The sequence below is a fragment of the Streptomyces fragilis genome (assembly GCF_003112515.1).
Classification (GTDB): Bacteria; Actinomycetota; Actinomycetes; order Streptomycetales; family Streptomycetaceae; genus Streptomyces; species Streptomyces fragilis.
On the sequence record NZ_BEVZ01000006.1, the window covers coordinates 196,851 to 214,351 of the forward strand.

Here is a 17,501-nt window from a genome sequence, read left to right on the forward strand (position 1 = left end):
GCCGCGGTGCGTTCCGCCACCGCCCGTGCGGGACGCGGTGCCGCGAGCCCCGCCCGGTCCTGGACGGCGGGCGCTATTGACAGAGCACGGCCACCGAAGGAATGTTTCACCGCCCGAGGGTCATGGTGAAAGATTCTTCCGGAGGTCCTGTGCGCGACAGAGGAATCAGCAGACGCCGGTTCGGAGCGGGGGCCCTGGCCCTGGGAGGAGCGGTGATGGTGACGTCCCTCGGCGGCGGGGCCGCCGCGGCGGACGGCGCGGTGCCGGACGCTCCGGCGGGCGACGGCGGACGGCGCCGGCCGACGCTGCGCCGCGGCTCGGCCGCGCGGGCCGGGCTCCTCGCCGGCCACCTGGCGGAGATCACCGCGGTCGCCGAGCGGTACCTCGGCCCCTCCCCCACCCGGCCGTACTGGGCGGGCGCGGTGGTCCTGGCCGGGCGCGGCGGGACGGTGGCCCTGGAGACGGCCGTCGGCAAGGCGGTCCGGTACGCCGACTACGACGCGGCCACCGGCGAGGCCGTGGAGTTCCCGCCCGGGGAGCAGATCGACGCCACCCCGGACACGGTCTACGACCTGGCCTCCCTGTCCAAGCTGTTCACCTCGCTGCTGGTGGTCCAGCAGCTGGAGCGCGGCCGGGTCGAGCTGGAGGCCCCCGCCGCGCGGTACGTGCCCGAGTTCGCCGGCGGCGGCAAGCAGGACGTCACCGTCCGGCACCTGCTCACGCACACCTCGGGCATGCCCGCCTGGATCGCCCTGTACCGGCAGCCGGACCGCGAGGCGATGCTCGAGGCGCTGTGGGCGGTGGAGCCGACGAATCCGCCGGGCACCGTCTACCGGTACTCCGACCTCAGTCTGATCACCCTGCAGCTGGTGCTGGAGCGGGTCACCGGCAAGCCGCTCGACGTGCTGCTGGCCGAGGAGATCACCGGGCCGCTGGGACTGACCCGCACCCGCTACAACCCGCCCGCCGACTGGCGGCCGCGGATCGCCGCCACCGAGGTGTCCCGGCCGCCGTGGGCCGGCCTGGACCGGGGGCTGGTGTGGGGCGAGGTGCACGACGAGAACGCGTACGCCATGGGCGGCGTCGCGGGGCACGCCGGCGTCTTCTCCTGCGCCTGGGACCTGGCGGTGCTCGCCCGCACCCTCCTCAACGGCGGGGAGTACGGCAGGGCCCGCCTCCTCTCCGAGGAGTCGGTGGAGCTGCTGTTCTCCGACTTCAACACCGCCTTCCCCGGCAACGGCCACGGCCTGGGGTTCGAGCTGAACCAGCACTGGTACATGGGCGCCATGGCCACCCCGCGCACCGCGGGGCACACCGGCTTCACCGGGACCTGCGTCGTGCTGGACCCGACGACCGACTCGTTCCTCGTCCTGCTGGGCAACTCGGTGCACCCGGTGCGCACCTGGCGGTCCGGCTCGGCGCCCCGGCAGGCGGCGGGCGAGCGGATGGCCCGCGCGGTCGCGGTGCCGCCCGCGCACGGGAAGGCGGCCTGGTTCGGCGGCATGAGGCCGGCCTCGGAGGCCGTGCTGACGCTGCCCGCGCTGGACACCTCGGCGGCGTCCGCCCGGCTCACCGGCGACCTGTGGTGGGACACCGAGGCGACCTGGGACGTACTGTGCGCCGAGGTCTCCACCGACGGCGGCGCCACCTGGAGCCCTCTGCCCTTCACCACCCGCGCTCCGCACGGCGAGCCGGTCACGCGCCCCGACGGGCGGGTGTCGGGCTTCAACGGGCGCGTCTGGCACCGGTTCTCCGCCGACCTGCCGGCCTCCGCGGGCACGGTGGTCCGGTGGCGGTACACCACCGACGCGCGGTACGTGGGCCGGGGCGTCTACGTCGGCGCGCAGAGGGCCGCCGCCGGGGAGACGCTGCTGTACGCCGACGCCCGCCCGGCCGACCTCGCCCGGGTCACCGCGGACGGGTGGTCGCGGGAGAGGGACTGAGCGGCGCGGCGGGGGCCGGGGCGGGCGCTGGCGGCGCGGCGGGGCCGACGGGCGGCGCGGCGGGCCGAGGGCGCGGGCAGCACGGGACGGCCGGCGTCCTCGCGGGCGGTGTCAGGCGACGCGCAGGAGCCGCTCCATGGCGTCCCGCTCCAGCCGGGAGAGGCCGCGGAGCAGCTCCGCCGCCTCCGTCAGGTGCTTCTCCTCGCCCGTCCGGCCGGCCAGGTCGATCAGTTCGGCCACCCGCGTCCACCGGGTGGCCGCCTCGGTGTACAGCCGGAGTCCTTCGCGCAGCGGGGCGCTGTCCAGCCGCTGGGCGCATTCGGCGAGGAAGTCGCGGTACAGGTTGCGGAAGAGCGCGCCGCCGGTGCCGCCCTTCTCCATCAGGAGGGCGGCCTGCGGCAGGTCCCGCGCGGGGTCGACGGCCCGGTCGAGCCAGGTGGGCGCCAGCCTGCCGGCCTTCTCGATGCCGCGGTGGCCGACGTTGGCGATGGGCGGGTGGAGGAACGCCTCGGCGCAGGCGGTGATCGCGGGCACGATCCTGCTCCACGGGGAGGGCGCGTCCGCGGGGACGTGGAGGGTGAAGGAGCGGTGACGTGCGGTCATCGGGCCGCGCTCCGCCCGGGCGGCGGCCAGGGAGTCCAGGCCGGTGGAGACCGCGCCGCCCTGCTGGTCGGTGTCCACCAGGAGGGCGCGGTCGTCGTCGTAGCCGTACAGGGCGACGACGTGTCCGCCGAAGTGCACCTTCGACGTGAAGTGCTCGAGGTGGAAGCTGTCCAGCTGGAGCCCGACCGGGTGCCCCGCGTCGACGGCGGTCACCACGTTCCTCCACGCCGTGCGCGGGGACGTCGTCTCCTGGACCCGTAGGTCCAGGCCGAGGTTGGCGGCGAGGTTCCGGGTCAGCTCGAACGGCTTGACCCTGCCTCCCAAAAACGGGAAGTCCATGCGCTTGCTGTCCCAGTAGACGAACGACAGCCCGGAGGCCAGCCCGAAGAGCATGGGCTCCGACAGGTCGAGCTTCTGATGCCGCAGCAGGACCCCCAGGGTCGACGTCTCGCAGTGCCGCGTGCCGCGGGGTTCGATGTCTTCGACGATTCTCACCCGGCCATGGTGCCGCGGAGCCGAACGGTTCGCCGGGCCCTCCGTCGCACGAGCCCCTCCCGGCGTGACGCGGACCGCCGCCTCATGACATGGACCGTCGCCCCGTTGACGCGTGGGCCGTCGGCGCGCCGACGGGGCCGACGGGCCGACCGCGGGGCACGATCGGGCTCGTGGGCCGCCGCCGCGGACGGGTGCGGGGCCCGGAGCCGAGTGACCGAGGAGGACGAATGACCACCGACACCGTCGGACGGTTCCTGCACGCCCTGAGCCCCGAGCACCGCGCGGACGTCGAGCGGCGTCCCCGCGAGGAGCAGGAGCGCCTCGCCGACGCCTGGGAGTCCGAACTCGCCGACGACCGCGACCTCGACACGCTGAGCGAGCTCTCCGTCCCCGCCGCGGAGAGCGAGGCGGCGGCGCGGGTGATGCGGAAGCAGGGCTGAGACCGGGCGGCGGTTCCCCCGGCGGCGTCCCGCCGGTGCCCATCCCCCTGCCGGCCCACGCGGGCGTGGGTTGCTTCTCGCGGAGGCGGACACCAAGCTGGCTCGCACATCCAGGAGAGGACCGCCGATGACCGAGCCCGCGCCCCCGTTCCGCCGTTACGTCGCCCTGGGGGACAGCCAGACCGAGGGCATGGGCGACGGTGACGACGCCTCGGGGCTGCGCGGTTTCGCCGACCGGCTGGCGGAGCGGCTCGCCGAGGGCGTGCCCGGCTTCGCCTACGCCAACCTGGCGATACGCGGACGTGTGGCCGGGCAGGTGCGCGAGGAGCAGCTGGCGCCGGCGCTGGCCCTGCGCCCCGACCTGGCCACCGTGGTCGCCGGGGTCAACGACCTGCTGCGGCCGCGGTTCGACGCCGACGAGGTGGGCGGGCACCTGGAGGCGATGTTCGCGGCGCTGACCGCGGCCGGGGCGCGGGTCGCCACAGTCACGTTCCCCGACCCGGCCGGGATGACGCCGCTGGGGCGGGTGCTCACCCCGCGGGCCCTGGCGCTCAACGACCGCATCCGTGAGGCGGCCCGGCGGCACGGGGTCGCGCTGGTGGACGTGGCCGGGCACGCGGTGATCACCGACCGCCGACTGTGGAGCCCCGACCGGCTGCACGCGAGTCCGCTCGGCCACGACCGGATCGCCGCCGCGCTGGCCCACGCGCTGGAGCTGCAGGGCAGCGACGACGGCTGGACGCGCCCGCTTCCGCCGGAGGCCACGCCGCCGCCCGTCGGTCCGCACGCCTTCGCCACCGAGCTGCGGTGGCTCGGCTCCTTCCTGGGCCCTTGGCTGGTCCGGCGGCTGAGGGGCAGGTCCTCCGGGGAGGGCCGCACCGCCAAACGTCCACATCTCCTGCCGCTGCGGGCCACGGCCGAACTGGAATGATGGCGCCATGTCAGTCATTCACCGAACGACGATGGCTCCCACGAAGGTGGAGCTGCTGACCGCGTGGCTGCCCGGCCGCCCCTGGTACCGGGGTGCGGGGACGCCGCGGCTGGAGCGGGCCGGCGGCTTCCGGCTCGACGATCCCGCCGGGGAGGTGGGCATCGAGTTCGCGGTCCTCGAGGACGCCGACGGCACCGTCTACCACCAGCCGATGACCTACCGCGGCGCGCCGCTGGAGCGAGCCGAGGAGGCGCTGATCGGCACCAGCGAGCACGGGGTGCTGGGCACCCGCTGGGTCTACGACGCGACCCGGGACCCGGTGGCGGTCGGGCAGGTCGTGGCGTTGCTGCGGGGGCGGGCGGTACCGCAGGCGCAGAGCGTGAGCGACACCCCGGACACCTCGGTGGTGGCCTCCTACGGCGGACCGCTGCCGGACGGGGTGAGCGGGCGGCCGGCCGTGGTGGACGGCGAGCGATGGACCGACGTGCTGCTGGACGGAGTCACTCTGCGGGTGCTGCGGGTGCTCGAGGAGACGCCGGAGGGCCCGACGGCCGGTGTGCCGGCCTCGGGCGTCACCGCGGGCTGGACCGCCGGGGGCGAGCCGCGGCGCGGGGCCTTCGTCCGGGTCCTCCCCGCCTGACCTCGCTCCCGCCACCGGCCGGGCCACCCACCCGCCGCCGCCCCGGCCGGTGGCGGGTGGCCCCGCCGGCACCCGGCCGCCGCTTCACCCGGCGGTGCGTCACCCCGGGGCGCGGTAGCCCGGATGTCGTGGCGGTCCGCGTCCTCCGCGGGCCGCCCATCCGGCGGCGGGCGGCCCGGCCGACGACGGGACCCGGCCGCCGTCTCACCCGCTGGCGCGTCACCCCGCGGCGATGAACCGGATGTCGTGGCGGTCCGCGTCCTCCGCCGCGAAGCGCAGCAGGGCGGCGCCCTCGCCGGCGGCCTGCTCCCGCTGCCGCCGGGTCAGGGGGGCGGACAGCCGCACGGTGAGGACCGCCCGTCCACCCGGCTCCCTGGCGAGCGACCACCCGCCGCGGACGAAGCCGTCGACCAGGAACGCCGGTTCCCCCGGTGGGTGACGGGGCCGCTCCGCCCCCGTCAGCCGGGTGCCGCCGGCGTGGGCGAGGACGGCGTCGTCCCGCGCGGCCAGGAAGCGCGCCGGGACGGGCAGGTCCTCGGGGGGCAGCGGCGCGTCGGGCACGTCGAGCAACTCCTCGCCGTCCTCGCCGCGGAACTCCCGTAGACGCGGCCTGAGTTCCTCGACCACTTCGCGCAGTCCGCTCGTTCCGCTCCACGCCTGGACGTCCTCCACGGTGGCCGGTCCGAACGCGGCCAGGTGGCGCGTCACCAGCCGGGCGGGGTCGGGCCGCCGGGCGAGGGACCGGCCCAGCCACTCCTCCGCGAGGACGAAGGCGGCGGGGCCGCGCCTCCCCCACAGCCCGGACGGCGGTGGGTGGAGCACCGGCAGCAGCAACCGCGCCGAGCGCGCCAGGGCGAGCGGATCCCGTCCCGGCCAGCGGTCGGCGAGCGCCCGGCCCAGCTCGGGGCGCGGCGTCACCCGTCCGGCCAGCAGGCCCCGTGCGGCGGCGGCGAGTTGCCCGCAGTCGACGCCGGCCGTGCGCCGCCCCAGGAGGCGCTCGCGCCTGCCCCGCAGCATCGGCTCCAGGGTGGGGCGCAGCCAGAGGTAGTCCTCGGCGGTGACCAGGTACCGCGCCCCGCGGTGCAGCGAGGCCCGTACGACAGCCCGCAGGTCCAGCAGCGTGGTGAGGTCCTCCTTGCGGAAGCCGTCGACCCGGTTCCACAGGCCGATGTACGGGGGGTCGGAAGTCCGGGCGTGGAGGCCGGCCAGCCGTTCGACCATCGTCTCGACGGACAGCTCGGCCCGCTCGTCGAGCGACTGGCGCAGGAGGGTGGCCCGGTTGAGCCGTCGGCGGGTCAGGCGTTCCTTCATGCCGCCAGCCTGCCGCCTGCCGGGGCGCCGTCCCGTCCTGCCGGCCGGTGTGACAAATGACGTCGTGGGGCTCAGGACGCTGTACGGCCGCACATTGACCCCTGGTCAGGGCCCGGAGAGCATGGCGGGGCCGGTCGATGATGTTCGTCGCGCGGGGTCGGCCGCGCGGTCCGTGAGGAGCGTTGATGGGGTCTGCCGCCGTTCTGGTCGCCAACCGCGGGGAGATCGCCGTACGGGTGCTGCGCGGGGCCTCGGAGCTGGGGTGGCGTGCCGTGGCCGCGCACGCCGCGGGCGACGAGGCGCATCTGGCCGCCGCGGACGAGGCGGTGGCGGTCCCGGGCGGCTACCTGGACGCGGCGGGGCTGGTGGAGGCGGCGCTGCGCACCGGCTGCGGCTTCGTCCACCCGGGGTACGGGTTCCTCAGCGAGGACGCCGGGTTCGCACGCCGGTGCGCCGAGGCGGGCCTGGTGTTCGTGGGTCCGGCGCCCGAGGTGCTGGAGGTGTTCGGCGACAAGGCGCGGGCGCGGCGGCTGGCCGCGGAGGCCGGGGTGCCGGTGCTCGAGGGCACCGACGGCGGGGCGGGCGTCGAGGAGGCGCGCGCCCTGCTGGCGGGCGGGCCGGTGATGGTCAAGGCGGTGGCCGGCGGCGGCGGGCGCGGCATGCGGGTGGTGCGGCGCGCCGAGGACCTGGACGAGGCCTGGCAGCGGTGCCGCTCGGAGGCCCGGCAGGGCTTCGGACGCGACGAGTTGTACGCGGAGCGGCTCCTGGAGGGGGCCCGGCACGTCGAGGTGCAGGTGGTGGGGGACGCCTCCGGTGCGGTGACGCACCTGTGGGACCGCGACTGCACGACCCAGCGCCGCCGTCAGAAGCTCGTCGAGATGGCGCCGGCGCCGGGTCTCGACGACTCCCTGCGCGCGTCGATGCGGGAGGCCGCGCTGGAACTGGCGCGCAGGGCCGGGTGCGCGGGACTCGCGACCGTCGAATTCCTGGTGCTGGACGGGGAGTTCCGCTTCATCGAGGTCAATCCCCGGCTCCAGGTGGAGCACACGGTCACCGAGGAGGTGACCGGTGTCGACCTGGTGGCCGTCCAGCTGCGCCTGGCGGCCGGGGCGACGCTGGCCCGGCTGGGGCTGTCGGAGCCGCCGGCGCCGCGCGGCCACGCGGTGCAGGCGCGGGTGACGGCGGAGGCGACGGGTCCGGACGGCGGGGGCCGGCCGTCGGCGGGCCGGCTCACCCGCTTCGACCTGCCGTCGGGGCCGGGCGTCCGGGTGGACACGGCGCTGCGGGCCGGCCTGGAGGTGGGGGTGAGCTACGACCCGCTGCTCGCCAAGGTGGTGGCGCACGTGCCCTCGGGTCCGGTGGAGGCCGCCTGCGCGCGGGTCCGGCGGGCGCTGGGCGAGTTCGGCGTGGAGGGCCTGTCCACCGGCATCCCCCTGCTGCGGGCCGTGCTGGCGGAGCCGGAGTTCTGGACCCGCCCGGACACGGTGGAACGCCGCGCGCGTGCCCTCGCCCCGGTGGAGCCGGTGAGGCCGGGCGGGGCCTCGGACGACGAGGGGGGCCTGGTGCGGGCCCCGATGACCGGCACGGTGGTGCAGGTGGACGTCCGGCCCGGCGAGGAGGTGGGCGCGGGGCGGCAGTTGCTGGTGCTGGAGGCGATGAAGATGGAGCACGTGGTCACCGCGCCCTGGGCCGGCCGGGTGCGCGGTGTGCGGGTGCGGCCGGGCGGGACGGTGGCCGAGGGGGCGGTGCTCGCCGAGCTGGAGCCGACGGGCGCGGCGTCCGAGGAGGCGCCCGCCGGGGCGGAGCCCACCGATCCGGACGAGGTGCGTCCCGACCTCGCCGAGGCACTCCGGCGGCACGCCTTCGGCCTGGACGAGAACCGTCCCGAAGCGGTCGCGAAACGGCACGCCCAGGGGCGCCGGACGGCCCGCGAGAACATCGCCGACCTGTGCGACGAGGGGACGTTCACCGAGTTCGGCGCCCTCGCCCTGGCCGCTCAGCGGCGGCGGCGCTCCCTGGACGACCTGATCCGTTCCACCCCGGCGGACGGCCTGGTCACCGGCACCGGGCGGATCGACGGCCGTCCGTGCGCGGTGATGTCCTACGACTACACGGTGCTGGCCGGCACGCAGGGCATGAACAACCACCGCAAGACCGACCGCCTGCTGGAGCTGGCGGACCGGCGGCGGCTGCCCGTCGTCCTGTTCGCCGAGGGCGGCGGCGGGCGGCCGGGCGACACCGACTCGACGGCGGTGGCGGGGCTGCACCTGGGCACGTTCCGCTCCATGGGTCGGCTGAGCGGCCGGGTGCCCCTGGTGGGCATCGCCTCGGGGCGCTGCTTCGCCGGCAACGCGGCGCTGCTGGGCTGCTGCGACGTGGTGATCGCGACGCCGGAGGCCACCATCGGGATGGGCGGCCCGGCGATGATCGAGGGCGGCGGGCTCGGGGTGTACCGGCCGGAGGAGGTCGGCCCGCTGTCGGTGCAGGTCCCCAACGGGGTGGTGGATGTCGCCGCCGCCGACGAGGCGGAGGCCGTGCGGGTGGCGCGGCGGTACCTGTCCTACTTCCAGGGGCCTGTCGACGACTGGGAGGCCCCGGACCGGCGGCGGCTGCGGCGGGTGGTCCCGGAGAACCGCCGTCGCGCCTACGACGTCCGCGCCGTGGTGCGCGGCCTCGCGGACATCGGCTCGGTGCTGGAACTGCGCCCGGAGTTCGGGGTGGGCATCCTGACCTGCCTGGTACGGGTGGAGGGGAGGCCGCTGGGGCTGCTGGCCAGCAATCCTGGGCATCTGAGCGGCGCGATCGACCGGGACGCGGCCGACAAGGCGGCTCGCTTCCTGCGGTTGTGCGACGCCTTCGGGCTGCCCGTCGTCACGCTCTGCGACACCCCGGGTTTCATGGTCGGTCCGGACGCCGAACGCACCGCGACGGTACGGCACTTCGCCCGGCTCTTCGTCGCGGGCGCCCAGCTGCGGGTGCCGATGGTCGGGCTGGTGCTGCGCAAGGCGTACGGCCTGGGAGCGATGGCCATGCTGGGCGGCTCCACGAGGGCCCCGGCGGCCACCGCGGCGTGGCCCAGCGGGGAGTTCGGCGGGATGGGCCTGGAGGGCGCGGTCCGGCTCGGCCACCGGCGGGAGCTGGAGGCGATCGAGGACCCCGCGGAACGGGCCCGGGTGTTCGAGGCGCGGGTGGCCGAACTCCACGAGCAGGGCAAGGCGGTGAACGCGGCGGCGGCGCTGGAGATCGACGCGGTGATCGACCCGGCCGACTCCCGGGCCTGGATCGCCGCAGCGCTGGACGGCTGGGAGGACGACCGGGGCGCGCCGGAGCAGCGGCGGTTCGTCGACACCTGGTGAGGGCCGCGGCCGGAGCCGCGCTCCGCCGGCATGCCGGTAGGCCGGTGGGCCGCCAGGCCGGTGCCGTCCGGATACGTCCGGATCAGGCCGTTACGCCCGGTCACCCTCGCTCGTTGCTCCTTGTGAGCACACATGCGTTCGATGCGAGAGGAGGCGCGATGCGGCGACCGGTGGAGGTTTGTCCGTGACGGTGACCCAGCCGACGGCCGGTGCGGCCGGTCTTTCCGAATACCTCGCGGTCCACCCGGCGCCGGTCATGGCGGCGGACGCGCTGATCCGTGACGGGTCCGGCCGGGTCCTGATCGTCGACCCCTCCTACAAGGAGGGCTGGGACCTGCCGGGCGGCATGGTCGACGACGAGGAGCCGGTGGCCGCGCTCGAGCGCGAGTTGCGCGAGGAGCTCGGCATCCGGGGCGCGCGCGTCGGGCGGCTGCTGGCGGTCGACAGCATGCCCAAGGAGGTCTACGGCCGCGCCCACGTCGCCTGCGTCTACGCCGTGCACCCCCGCCGCCCTCCGGCGCTGGAGGAACTGGTGCTGCAGCGCGAGGAGTTGCTCGCGGCGGAGTACGTCACCGAGCGGGAGGCGCTGCGCAGGCTGCCCGAGCCGCTGCGCCGCCGGGTCAGGGCCGCCCTGCGGGCGTCGCTGGGCTCGCACACCGCGCAGCTGCGCCAGGGCCGGCCCGTGCCGGTGGACCTCAAGGACCACTACGCGCTGCTCCCGTCCCCGATGATGGCGGCGGCCGCGCTGATCACCGACACGCGCGGCCGGGTGCTGGTGGCCGAGCACTCCTACGACCACGGCGGTGGCTCCCCCTTCGGCCTGCCGGGCGGCATGGTCCACGCGCAGGAGTCCCCGCGCCGGGGCGCGGCCCGGGAGCTGGCCGAGGAGCTCGGGCTGACCGGGGTGCCGGTGGGCCGGCTGGTCGCCGTGGACAGCACCCCGGCGCGTACCTACGGCCGGGCCCTGGACGTGCACGTGTTCACGGTGGGGCCGCTGACGGACGACCAGGTCGCGGCGATCGGCTTCCCGGACGGGGAGATCCTGGCGGTCCACTGGCTGGCCCCCGAGGAGGCCCTGGCCGTGCTTCCCGCCCAGATCGGCAACCGGCTCCGGTACGGGCTGCGGGCGCTGGCCGCGGGCACGGTCGCGCACCTGGAGGGCGGGCTGCCCCAGCCCGGGTCCGCGGTGGGCCTCCCCCCGGCCCGGCGGGCGCCGCTCGAGGAAGGGGGCGCCGGTCCCGCGGCGGCCGCCGACCGGCTGGCCACCCGTGCCAAGGCGCTCACGACCGTCGCCGTGCTGCTCACCGACCCGGCCGGCCGGGTGGTGCTGGCGCGCGAGGGGGAGTCGGGCTGGTCGCTGCCCTCGGCCCCGGTGGCCGGCGACACCGGCGAGACACCCCGCCCGGCCGCCCGCCGCGTGCTGCGTGAGCGGCTGGGGCGGGACGTGCCGCCGGGCGCGCTGCTCGCCGTGGACTGGGTCCCCGGCGCCGCCTCCGGCTGCGAGGGCGCGCGTGTCCTCCCGGAGACGCTCCACGTCTACGACGGCGGGGTCCTCCTCGAGGCGGAGGCCGCGGCCGACGGGGCCTGGGCGGGCGCTGCGGTCGGCCGGGAATGGGCGGATGCTGCGGCCGGCACGGGCGGCGCGGCCGGCACGGCCGGCACGGCCAGCGCGATCGGCGCGATCGGCACGGCGGAGACCGAGGGGACGACCGAATCCTGCGCGCCGGGGGCGACCCGAGCGGCCGAGGCGGACAGGGTGAGGGGTGCGTGCGATGTGGCCGGAACGACCGACGCGGGCGCGCCGGGGGCGACCCGGACGGCTGACACGGCCAGGGTGACCAGCGCGGGCGACGCAGCCGGCACAGCCGACGCCGAGGGGACGACCGACAGCTGCGCGCCGGAGGCGACCCGGACGGCCGACACTGCCAGGGTGACCGGCGCGGTCGACACGAGCGGGGTCGACGGGGCGGTCGGCACGGAGGCGGCGCCCCACGCGGGGGCGGCCGCGGAGGCGACCGGCGCGGGCGGGCCCCGTGGAGGAAGCGGTGCCGTCGGGCTGCTGGCCGTGCCGCTGGAGCGGCTCGAGACGGTGCTGCCCGCCGCGGACGCGGCCCGGGTGCGGGAGTGCCTGGTGGTCCGTGAGTGCGGCACCGGGGCGGTCGAGCTGGTCGCCGGGCGCCCGGCGCGGGGCTGATCCGTGTTCGTGCCCCGAGGCGGCTGGTCAAGGACGGTCCTCACCTGCCAGAGTTGGCGGATGCTTCTGGATCCGGAGAAAGCGATGTTCGTGCCCGGCGCAACGCCGCTGCTGCTGCTCAGCGGCGCGCCGTTCCACGAGGCCCTGCCGCCGCTCGCGACCGAGGACCGGTCGCTGCCCACCTGCGAGGGGTGGAGCATCGTCCCCAAGCACACCCTGTGCGTGGTGGACGGCCCCGGGGAGCACGGTGCCGTCATCCCCTCGCTGGCCGCCCTGGTGCTGGGCGAGGCCGACATGAGCGCCTGGTGCGGCGACGCCGCGCGGGCGGGCGGCGCGGTGGTCCTCTCGGTGGAGCGGCTGCCGGAGGTCGTCGACGTTCCGGCGCTCATGAACGGCGCCCCCACGCGGGGCGGCTTCATGGCGCTCATCGCCTGACGCCGCCGTCCCGCCCGCCCGCGCCCGCTCGGCGCCGCCGGTGCAGTGACCGCGCCGTGCGCACCGCGCGCTCGCGGACGGCGGCCGGCACCTCGAAGGAGGTCAGGGCGATCGGCGGGCTGAAGCGCTGCACCGTCATGGACTGGACCGAGGTGAAGGCGCGCAGCCCTTCCTCGCCGTGGATGCGCCCGAACCCGGACTCCTGGGTACCGCCGAACGGCAGGGCCGGCACGGCGACGAAGCCGAGACCGGAGTTCACCGACACCGCTCCGGCCCGCAGCCGGGAGACGACGGCCGCGCCGCTGCGCGCGCTCCCGCTGAACACCGCCGCGCCCAGGGCATAGCGGGAGGCGTTCCCCCGCTCCACCGCCTCGTCGGCGTCGGCGACGGGGTTGACGACGACGACCGGGCCGAAGGTCTCCTCCGTCATCGCCGTCGCGCGCTCGACCACCCGCCGGCACAGCTCTCCGTGGATCTCCCGCACCGCGTAGACGCGTTCGACGCCCGCGCAGGTCCGGCCGGCGTTGCTCAGCGCGCACCAGATCCAACTGCCGGGTGCGCCGAAGCCGGCGGTACCCCATGCGCCGTCCCTCCCGGCCACCGCGTACGCACACCCTGGCGAGTCACGGCGCGTCAAGACTCCGGCGGCGGGTCGGCGGGAGGTCCGGGCCGTCCGGAGCGCGGGTGATCAAGCGCACATCCGGGCCGCCCCGACAACGCCCGGAAGCGGACGGACCTGCACGAATCGCGGCGGCCCGGGACCACGCGCATCCACCTGCCCACCCGGCGCCGGACCCGGTTTCGATGACCGTACGTCGAGATGGTTAACATGTGAGCGCCGCCTAGCTCGAAAGATGGACCAGTGACTGTCAACGACGACTCGTTCACCAACTGGAAGAACCGCGAGGAGATCGCGGAGTCGATGATCCCGATCATCGGGAAGCTGCACCGGGAGCGGGACGTCACGGTCCTGGTCCACAGCCGCTCCCTGGTGAACAAGTCGGTCATCAGCATCCTCAAGACCCACCGCTTCGCCCGGCAGATCGTCGGCGGGGAGCTGTCGGTCGTCGAGACGATGCCCTTCCTGCAGGCCCTCACCACGCTGGACCTCGGCCCCTCTCAGATCGACATCGGCATGCTGGCCGTGGCCCACAAGGCCGACGACCGCGGGCTGTCGGTCGAGGAGTTCACCGCCGAGGCGGTCGCCGGCGCCACCGGCGCCAACAAGATCGAGCGCCGCGAGGGCCGCGACGTGGTCCTCTACGGCTTCGGCCGGATCGGCCGCCTGCTGGCGCGCCTGCTCATCGAGAAGGCCGGCTCGGGCAACGGCCTGCGCCTGAAGGCGATCGTGGTCCGCGACGGCGGTGGCGGTGACCTGGTCAAGCGCGCCTCGCTGCTGCGCCGCGACTCCATCCACGGCCAGTTCCAGGGCACCATCACGGTGGACGAGGAGAACAACCGGATCGTGGCCAACGGCCACACGATCCAGGTCATCTACTCCGACTCCCCCGAGTCGGTGGACTACACCGAGTACGGCATCAAGAACGCCATCCTGATCGACAACACCGGCAAGTGGCGCGACCGCGAGGGCCTGTCCAAGCACCTGCGCCCCGGCATCGACAAGGTCGTGCTGACCGCTCCGGGCAAGGGCGACGTCCCGAACATCGTCCACGGCGTCAACCACGACATGATCAAGCCGGACGAGAACGTCATCTCCTGCGCCTCCTGCACGACCAACGCGATCGTGCCGCCGCTGAAGGCGATGGAGGACGAGTACGGCGTCCTGCGCGGTCACGTGGAGACCATCCACTCGTTCACCAACGACCAGAACCTGCTGGACAACTACCACAAGGGCGACCGCCGCGGCCGCTCCGCGCCGCTGAACATGGTCATCACCGAGACCGGCGCCGCCTCCGCCGTGGCGAAGGCGCTGCCCGACCTCCGGGCGACCATCACCGGCAGCTCGATCCGCGTCCCCACCCCGGACGTGTCGATCGCCATCCTCAACCTGCAGCTGAAGCGCGAGACCACCCGCGCCGAGGTCCTCGAGTACCTGCGCGAGGTGTCGCTGACCTCGCCGCTGAAGCGCCAGATCGACTTCATCAGCGCCCCCGACGCGGTCTCCAGCGACTTCATCGGCTCGCGTCACGCCTCGATCGTCGACGCCGGCGCCACCAAGGTCGAGGGCGACAACGCCATCCTCTACCTGTGGTACGACAACGAGTTCGGCTACTCGTGCCAGGTGGTCCGTGTGGTGCAGCACGTCTCCGGCGTGGAGTACCCGACCTACCCGGCCCCGGCGGCCTGACCGGCCCGCCACCGGCCGCGGACGGGTGTGCCCCGGCGACATCGCGTCGCCGGGGCACACCCGTCTCCCGTGACGGCGGCACGGCACCGACGGGCCGGTCGAGGACCGGGGTCCGGTCTCGCGATGCGGGGCGGGCCGCGGTGGAACATCCTGGAAGCGGCCGGGCGCCCAGCCGGGCGTCGTCGAGGGACGGGACGGGAGCGAGGCCGATGAGCGAGGGCGCCCGCGGCGACGCCGCGCCACTGCGCTGTCTGGTGACGGGTGCGACGGGGTACATCGGCGGCCGCCTGGTCCCCGAGCTGCTGGCCGCCGGGCACCGGGTGCGCTGTCTGGCCCGCTCCCCCGGCAAGCTCCGCGACCATCCCTGGGCGGGTGAGGCCGAGGTGGTCCGGGGCGACGTCACCGATCCGCAGTCCACGGCGGAGGCCATGCGGGACGTCGACGTGGCGTACTACCTGGTCCACGCGCTGGGGACCGGTTCCGGCTTCGAGGAGACCGACCGGCGGGCCGCGCGGATCTTCGGCGAGCGGGCGCGTGCCGCGGGGGTCCGCCGGATCGTCTACCTCGGCGGCCTCACTCCCGCCGGGGTGCCCGTGGAGGAGCTGTCGCCGCACCTGCGCTCGCGTACCGAGGTGGGCCGCGTCCTGCTGGAGTCGGGCGTGCCGACGGCCGTGCTGCGCGCCGCCGTCATCATCGGCTCCGGCTCGGCCTCCTTCGAGATGCTGCGCTACCTCACCGAGCGGCTGCCGGTGATGGTCACCCCGAGCTGGGTGCGGACCCGCATCCAGCCGGTCGCCGTCCGCGACGTGCTGCGGTGGCTGGTGGGCTGCGCGCGGCTCCCCGCGGACGTCAACCGCGCCTTCGACATCGGCGGGCCCGACATCCTGACCTACCGGGACATGATGCGCGGCTACGCGGAGGTGGCGGGCCTGCCGCACCGGGTGATCGTCCCGGTGCCGGTGCTCACGCCCCGTCTGTCCAGCCACTGGGTCGGCCTGGTCACGCCGGTGCCCGCCTCGATCGCCAAGCCGCTAACCGAGTCGCTGCGGCACGAGGTGGTGTGCCGCGAGCGCGACATCACCCGGTACCTGCCGGACCCCCCGGGCGGTCCGCTGAGCTTCGAGCAGGCCGTGCGGCTCGCGCTGCGCAACGTCCGCGAGGCGCGGGTGGACACCCGCTGGTCGAACGCCGCGGTGCCGGGCGCCCCGAGCGACCCGCTGCCGACCGACCCGGACTGGGCCGGCGGCAGCCTGTACACGGACCGGCGGGAGCGGGCCGTGGACGCTTCCCCCGAGGCGCTGTGGCGGGTGATCGAGGGCATCGGCGGCGAGAACGGCTGGTACTCCTTCCCGCTCGCCTGGTCCGTGCGCGGGCTGCTGGACCGGCTGGCGGGCGGCGTGGGTCTGCGCCGTGGCCGCCGCGACGCGACGCGGCTGCGGGCCGGCGACTCGCTCGACTTCTGGCGGGTGGAGGAGATCGACCGGGGCCGGCTGCTGCGGCTGCGCGCCGAGATGCGCCTGCCCGGGCTGGCCTGGCTGGAGCTGTACGCGGACGCCGGCCCGGACGGCCGGACCCGTTACCGGCAGCGGGCCCTCTTCCACCCGCACGGGCTGCTGGGCCACGCCTACTGGTGGGCGGTGTCGCCGTTCCACGCCGTGGTGTTCGGCGGCATGGCCCGCAACATCGCCCGGGCGGCCGAACGCGGCGGAACGGCCCCGCGAGCCGGCCTCGCACGACGCCCACGGCGCGGCCGCCCGGCCCGGCGAGCACGGCGGGACTGATCCTGGGGCCTCGCGCCGTTCCGCGAACCGGCACCTGCCGGCCCCGGACCCGCACCGGCCCCGCACCGGTGAGGCGGGCCGGGGGGTGCGGCCGGTCAGTCCGTGAGGTCGGAGGGGTCGGTGTTCGCGCCGCAGAGGACCACGCAGATCCGTTCGCCCGGCTCGGGGCGGTAGCCGTGGCCGGGGTCACGCTGCGGGAGGACCGCCGCCAGCGCGGCCGCCGCGGCGTGCTCCACGGCGAGCCGCCGCTCCTCCCAGAGCAGCCTGCGGGCCTCGACGATCGCCGTGTCCGGCACCAGCACCGACCGCACGGAGTCCTCCCGGGCCGCCGCCAGGGCGTCCGCGGAGACCCTGCGCGCGCCGAGCGAGTCCGCCGCCACGGACCGGACGGGCACGTCCACCGGGCGTCCGGCCGCCAGCGCGGCGTCGAGCGCCCGGCAGTCCTGCGGCTCCACCGCCACCGTCCGCACCCCGTGCGTCCGCGCGGCCGTGGCGACGCCGGCCAGGAGGCCTCCGCCGCCGACCGAGACGACCACCGTGTCCAGGCCGGGCACCCGTTCGCGGATCTCCTCCAGCAGCGTGCCCGCGCCGGCCGCGATCAGCGGATGGTCGTACGCGTGGGAGGCGAGCGCCCCGCTCTCCCGCGCGAACTCCTCGCAGGCGGCGGCCGCCTCGGCGTACTCGGAGCCCACCAGCCGCACCTCGGCGCCCAGTCCCCGCAGCCGGCGCACCTTGACCTCGGGCGCCGACCGGGGAAGGAAGACGGTGGCGCGGACACCCACCCGCCGGGCGGCCCACGCGCAGGCGACGCCCGCGTTGCCGCCGGAGGCGATGGTCACCCCGGCTTCGGGCAGCGAGCCCTGCTCACGGTGCGCCTCGACGAAGTTGAGCGCGCCGCGCGCCTTGAAGCTGCCGGTGAACTGCAGGAACTCCAGGGCGAGATGGACCTGGAACCCGTCGAACGCCCCCGCCTCGACCGGTGCCACCGTCACCGGCCGGACGCCCCCGGCGATCCGGTCGCGGGCGGACTTCACGTCGCTGTACGCGAGCGATGCGTGCTGCAC

The 17,501-nt window shown here is 75.8% G+C and carries 12 protein-coding genes and 1 pseudogene; 9 read left to right on the forward strand and 4 right to left on the reverse strand.

Translation table 11 applies throughout. The annotated features are described in order from the left end of the window. Window positions 1-122: 122 nt before the first annotated feature. A complete protein-coding gene (locus Sfr03f_RS21695; protein WP_108955660.1) occupies window positions 123-1,943 on the forward strand; it encodes a serine hydrolase domain-containing protein in 1,821 nt (606 codons plus the stop codon). A 111-nt stretch (window positions 1,944-2,054) separates the two neighbouring features. On the opposite strand, the gene Sfr03f_RS21700 is transcribed toward Sfr03f_RS21695, so the two are convergent. After that, on the reverse strand, window positions 2,055-3,041 hold the full coding sequence (locus Sfr03f_RS21700; protein ID WP_108955661.1) for a BtrH N-terminal domain-containing protein: 987 nt from the start codon (window positions 3,039-3,041) through the stop codon (window positions 2,055-2,057). 227 nt (window positions 3,042-3,268) lie between these two features. Here Sfr03f_RS21700 and Sfr03f_RS21705 point away from each other — a divergent pair, with 227 nt between their 5' ends. The 3 genes from Sfr03f_RS21705 (at window position 3,269) to Sfr03f_RS21715 (ending at window position 5,052) form a co-directional block, all read left to right on the forward strand. After that, window positions 3,269-3,481, forward strand: coding sequence for a hypothetical protein (locus tag Sfr03f_RS21705; protein WP_108955662.1), 213 nt, complete (start codon window positions 3,269-3,271; stop codon window positions 3,479-3,481). A 127-nt stretch (window positions 3,482-3,608) separates the two neighbouring features. Then, window positions 3,609-4,412, forward strand: a complete 804-nt coding sequence (locus tag Sfr03f_RS21710; RefSeq protein ID WP_108955663.1) for an SGNH/GDSL hydrolase family protein — start codon at window positions 3,609-3,611, stop codon at window positions 4,410-4,412. 31 nt (window positions 4,413-4,443) lie between these two features. Next, entirely contained in the window at window positions 4,444-5,052 is a 609-nt protein-coding gene (locus tag Sfr03f_RS21715; RefSeq protein ID WP_372514407.1) for a maltokinase N-terminal cap-like domain-containing protein, read from the forward strand. Window positions 5,053-5,271: 219 nt separating this feature from the next. Here Sfr03f_RS21715 and Sfr03f_RS21720 read toward each other — a convergent pair whose 3' ends face one another. Then, a complete protein-coding gene (locus Sfr03f_RS21720) occupies window positions 5,272-6,363 on the reverse strand; it encodes a winged helix DNA-binding domain-containing protein (protein ID WP_108955665.1) in 1,092 nt (363 codons plus the stop codon). A 185-nt stretch (window positions 6,364-6,548) separates the two neighbouring features. Between Sfr03f_RS21720 and Sfr03f_RS21725 the strand changes: the two genes are divergently transcribed. From Sfr03f_RS21725 to Sfr03f_RS21735, 3 genes are all read left to right on the forward strand, one after another. Next, the gene (locus tag Sfr03f_RS21725; protein WP_108955666.1) at window positions 6,549-9,719 is read left to right on the forward strand and encodes an acetyl-CoA carboxylase family protein; all 3,171 of its coding nucleotides are present in this window, start codon (window positions 6,549-6,551) and stop codon (window positions 9,717-9,719) included. Between the two features lie 184 nt (window positions 9,720-9,903). Continuing rightward, window positions 9,904-11,913, forward strand: coding sequence for an NUDIX hydrolase (locus tag Sfr03f_RS21730; protein WP_159105702.1), 2,010 nt, complete (start codon window positions 9,904-9,906; stop codon window positions 11,911-11,913). A gap of 60 nt (window positions 11,914-11,973) precedes the next feature. Further along, window positions 11,974-12,348: a hypothetical protein gene (locus Sfr03f_RS21735; RefSeq protein WP_108955668.1), complete on the forward strand. Its 375-nt coding sequence runs from the start codon at window positions 11,974-11,976 to the stop codon at window positions 12,346-12,348. On the opposite strand, the pseudogene Sfr03f_RS21740 reads toward Sfr03f_RS21735, so the two are convergent. Continuing rightward, a pseudogene (locus Sfr03f_RS21740) lies at window positions 12,338-12,892 on the reverse strand (aldehyde dehydrogenase family protein); the annotation flags it as partial. The gene Sfr03f_RS21735 and the pseudogene Sfr03f_RS21740 overlap by 11 nt on opposite strands. A gap of 318 nt (window positions 12,893-13,210) precedes the next feature. On the opposite strand from Sfr03f_RS21740, the gene Sfr03f_RS21745 reads away from it, so the two are divergent. Both Sfr03f_RS21745 and Sfr03f_RS21750 read left to right on the forward strand, forming a co-directional pair. Further along, on the forward strand, window positions 13,211-14,656 hold the full coding sequence (locus tag Sfr03f_RS21745) for a glyceraldehyde-3-phosphate dehydrogenase (RefSeq protein ID WP_108955669.1): 1,446 nt from the start codon (window positions 13,211-13,213) through the stop codon (window positions 14,654-14,656). Window positions 14,657-14,865: 209 nt separating this feature from the next. Further along, complete coding sequence (locus Sfr03f_RS21750; protein WP_108955670.1) at window positions 14,866-16,437, forward strand: SDR family oxidoreductase; 1,572 nt, start codon at window positions 14,866-14,868, stop codon at window positions 16,435-16,437. Between the two features lie 95 nt (window positions 16,438-16,532). Here Sfr03f_RS21750 and Sfr03f_RS21755 read toward each other — a convergent pair whose 3' ends face one another. Then, window positions 16,533-17,501: a serine/threonine dehydratase gene (locus Sfr03f_RS21755; RefSeq protein WP_108955671.1), complete on the reverse strand. Its 969-nt coding sequence runs from the start codon at window positions 17,499-17,501 to the stop codon at window positions 16,533-16,535.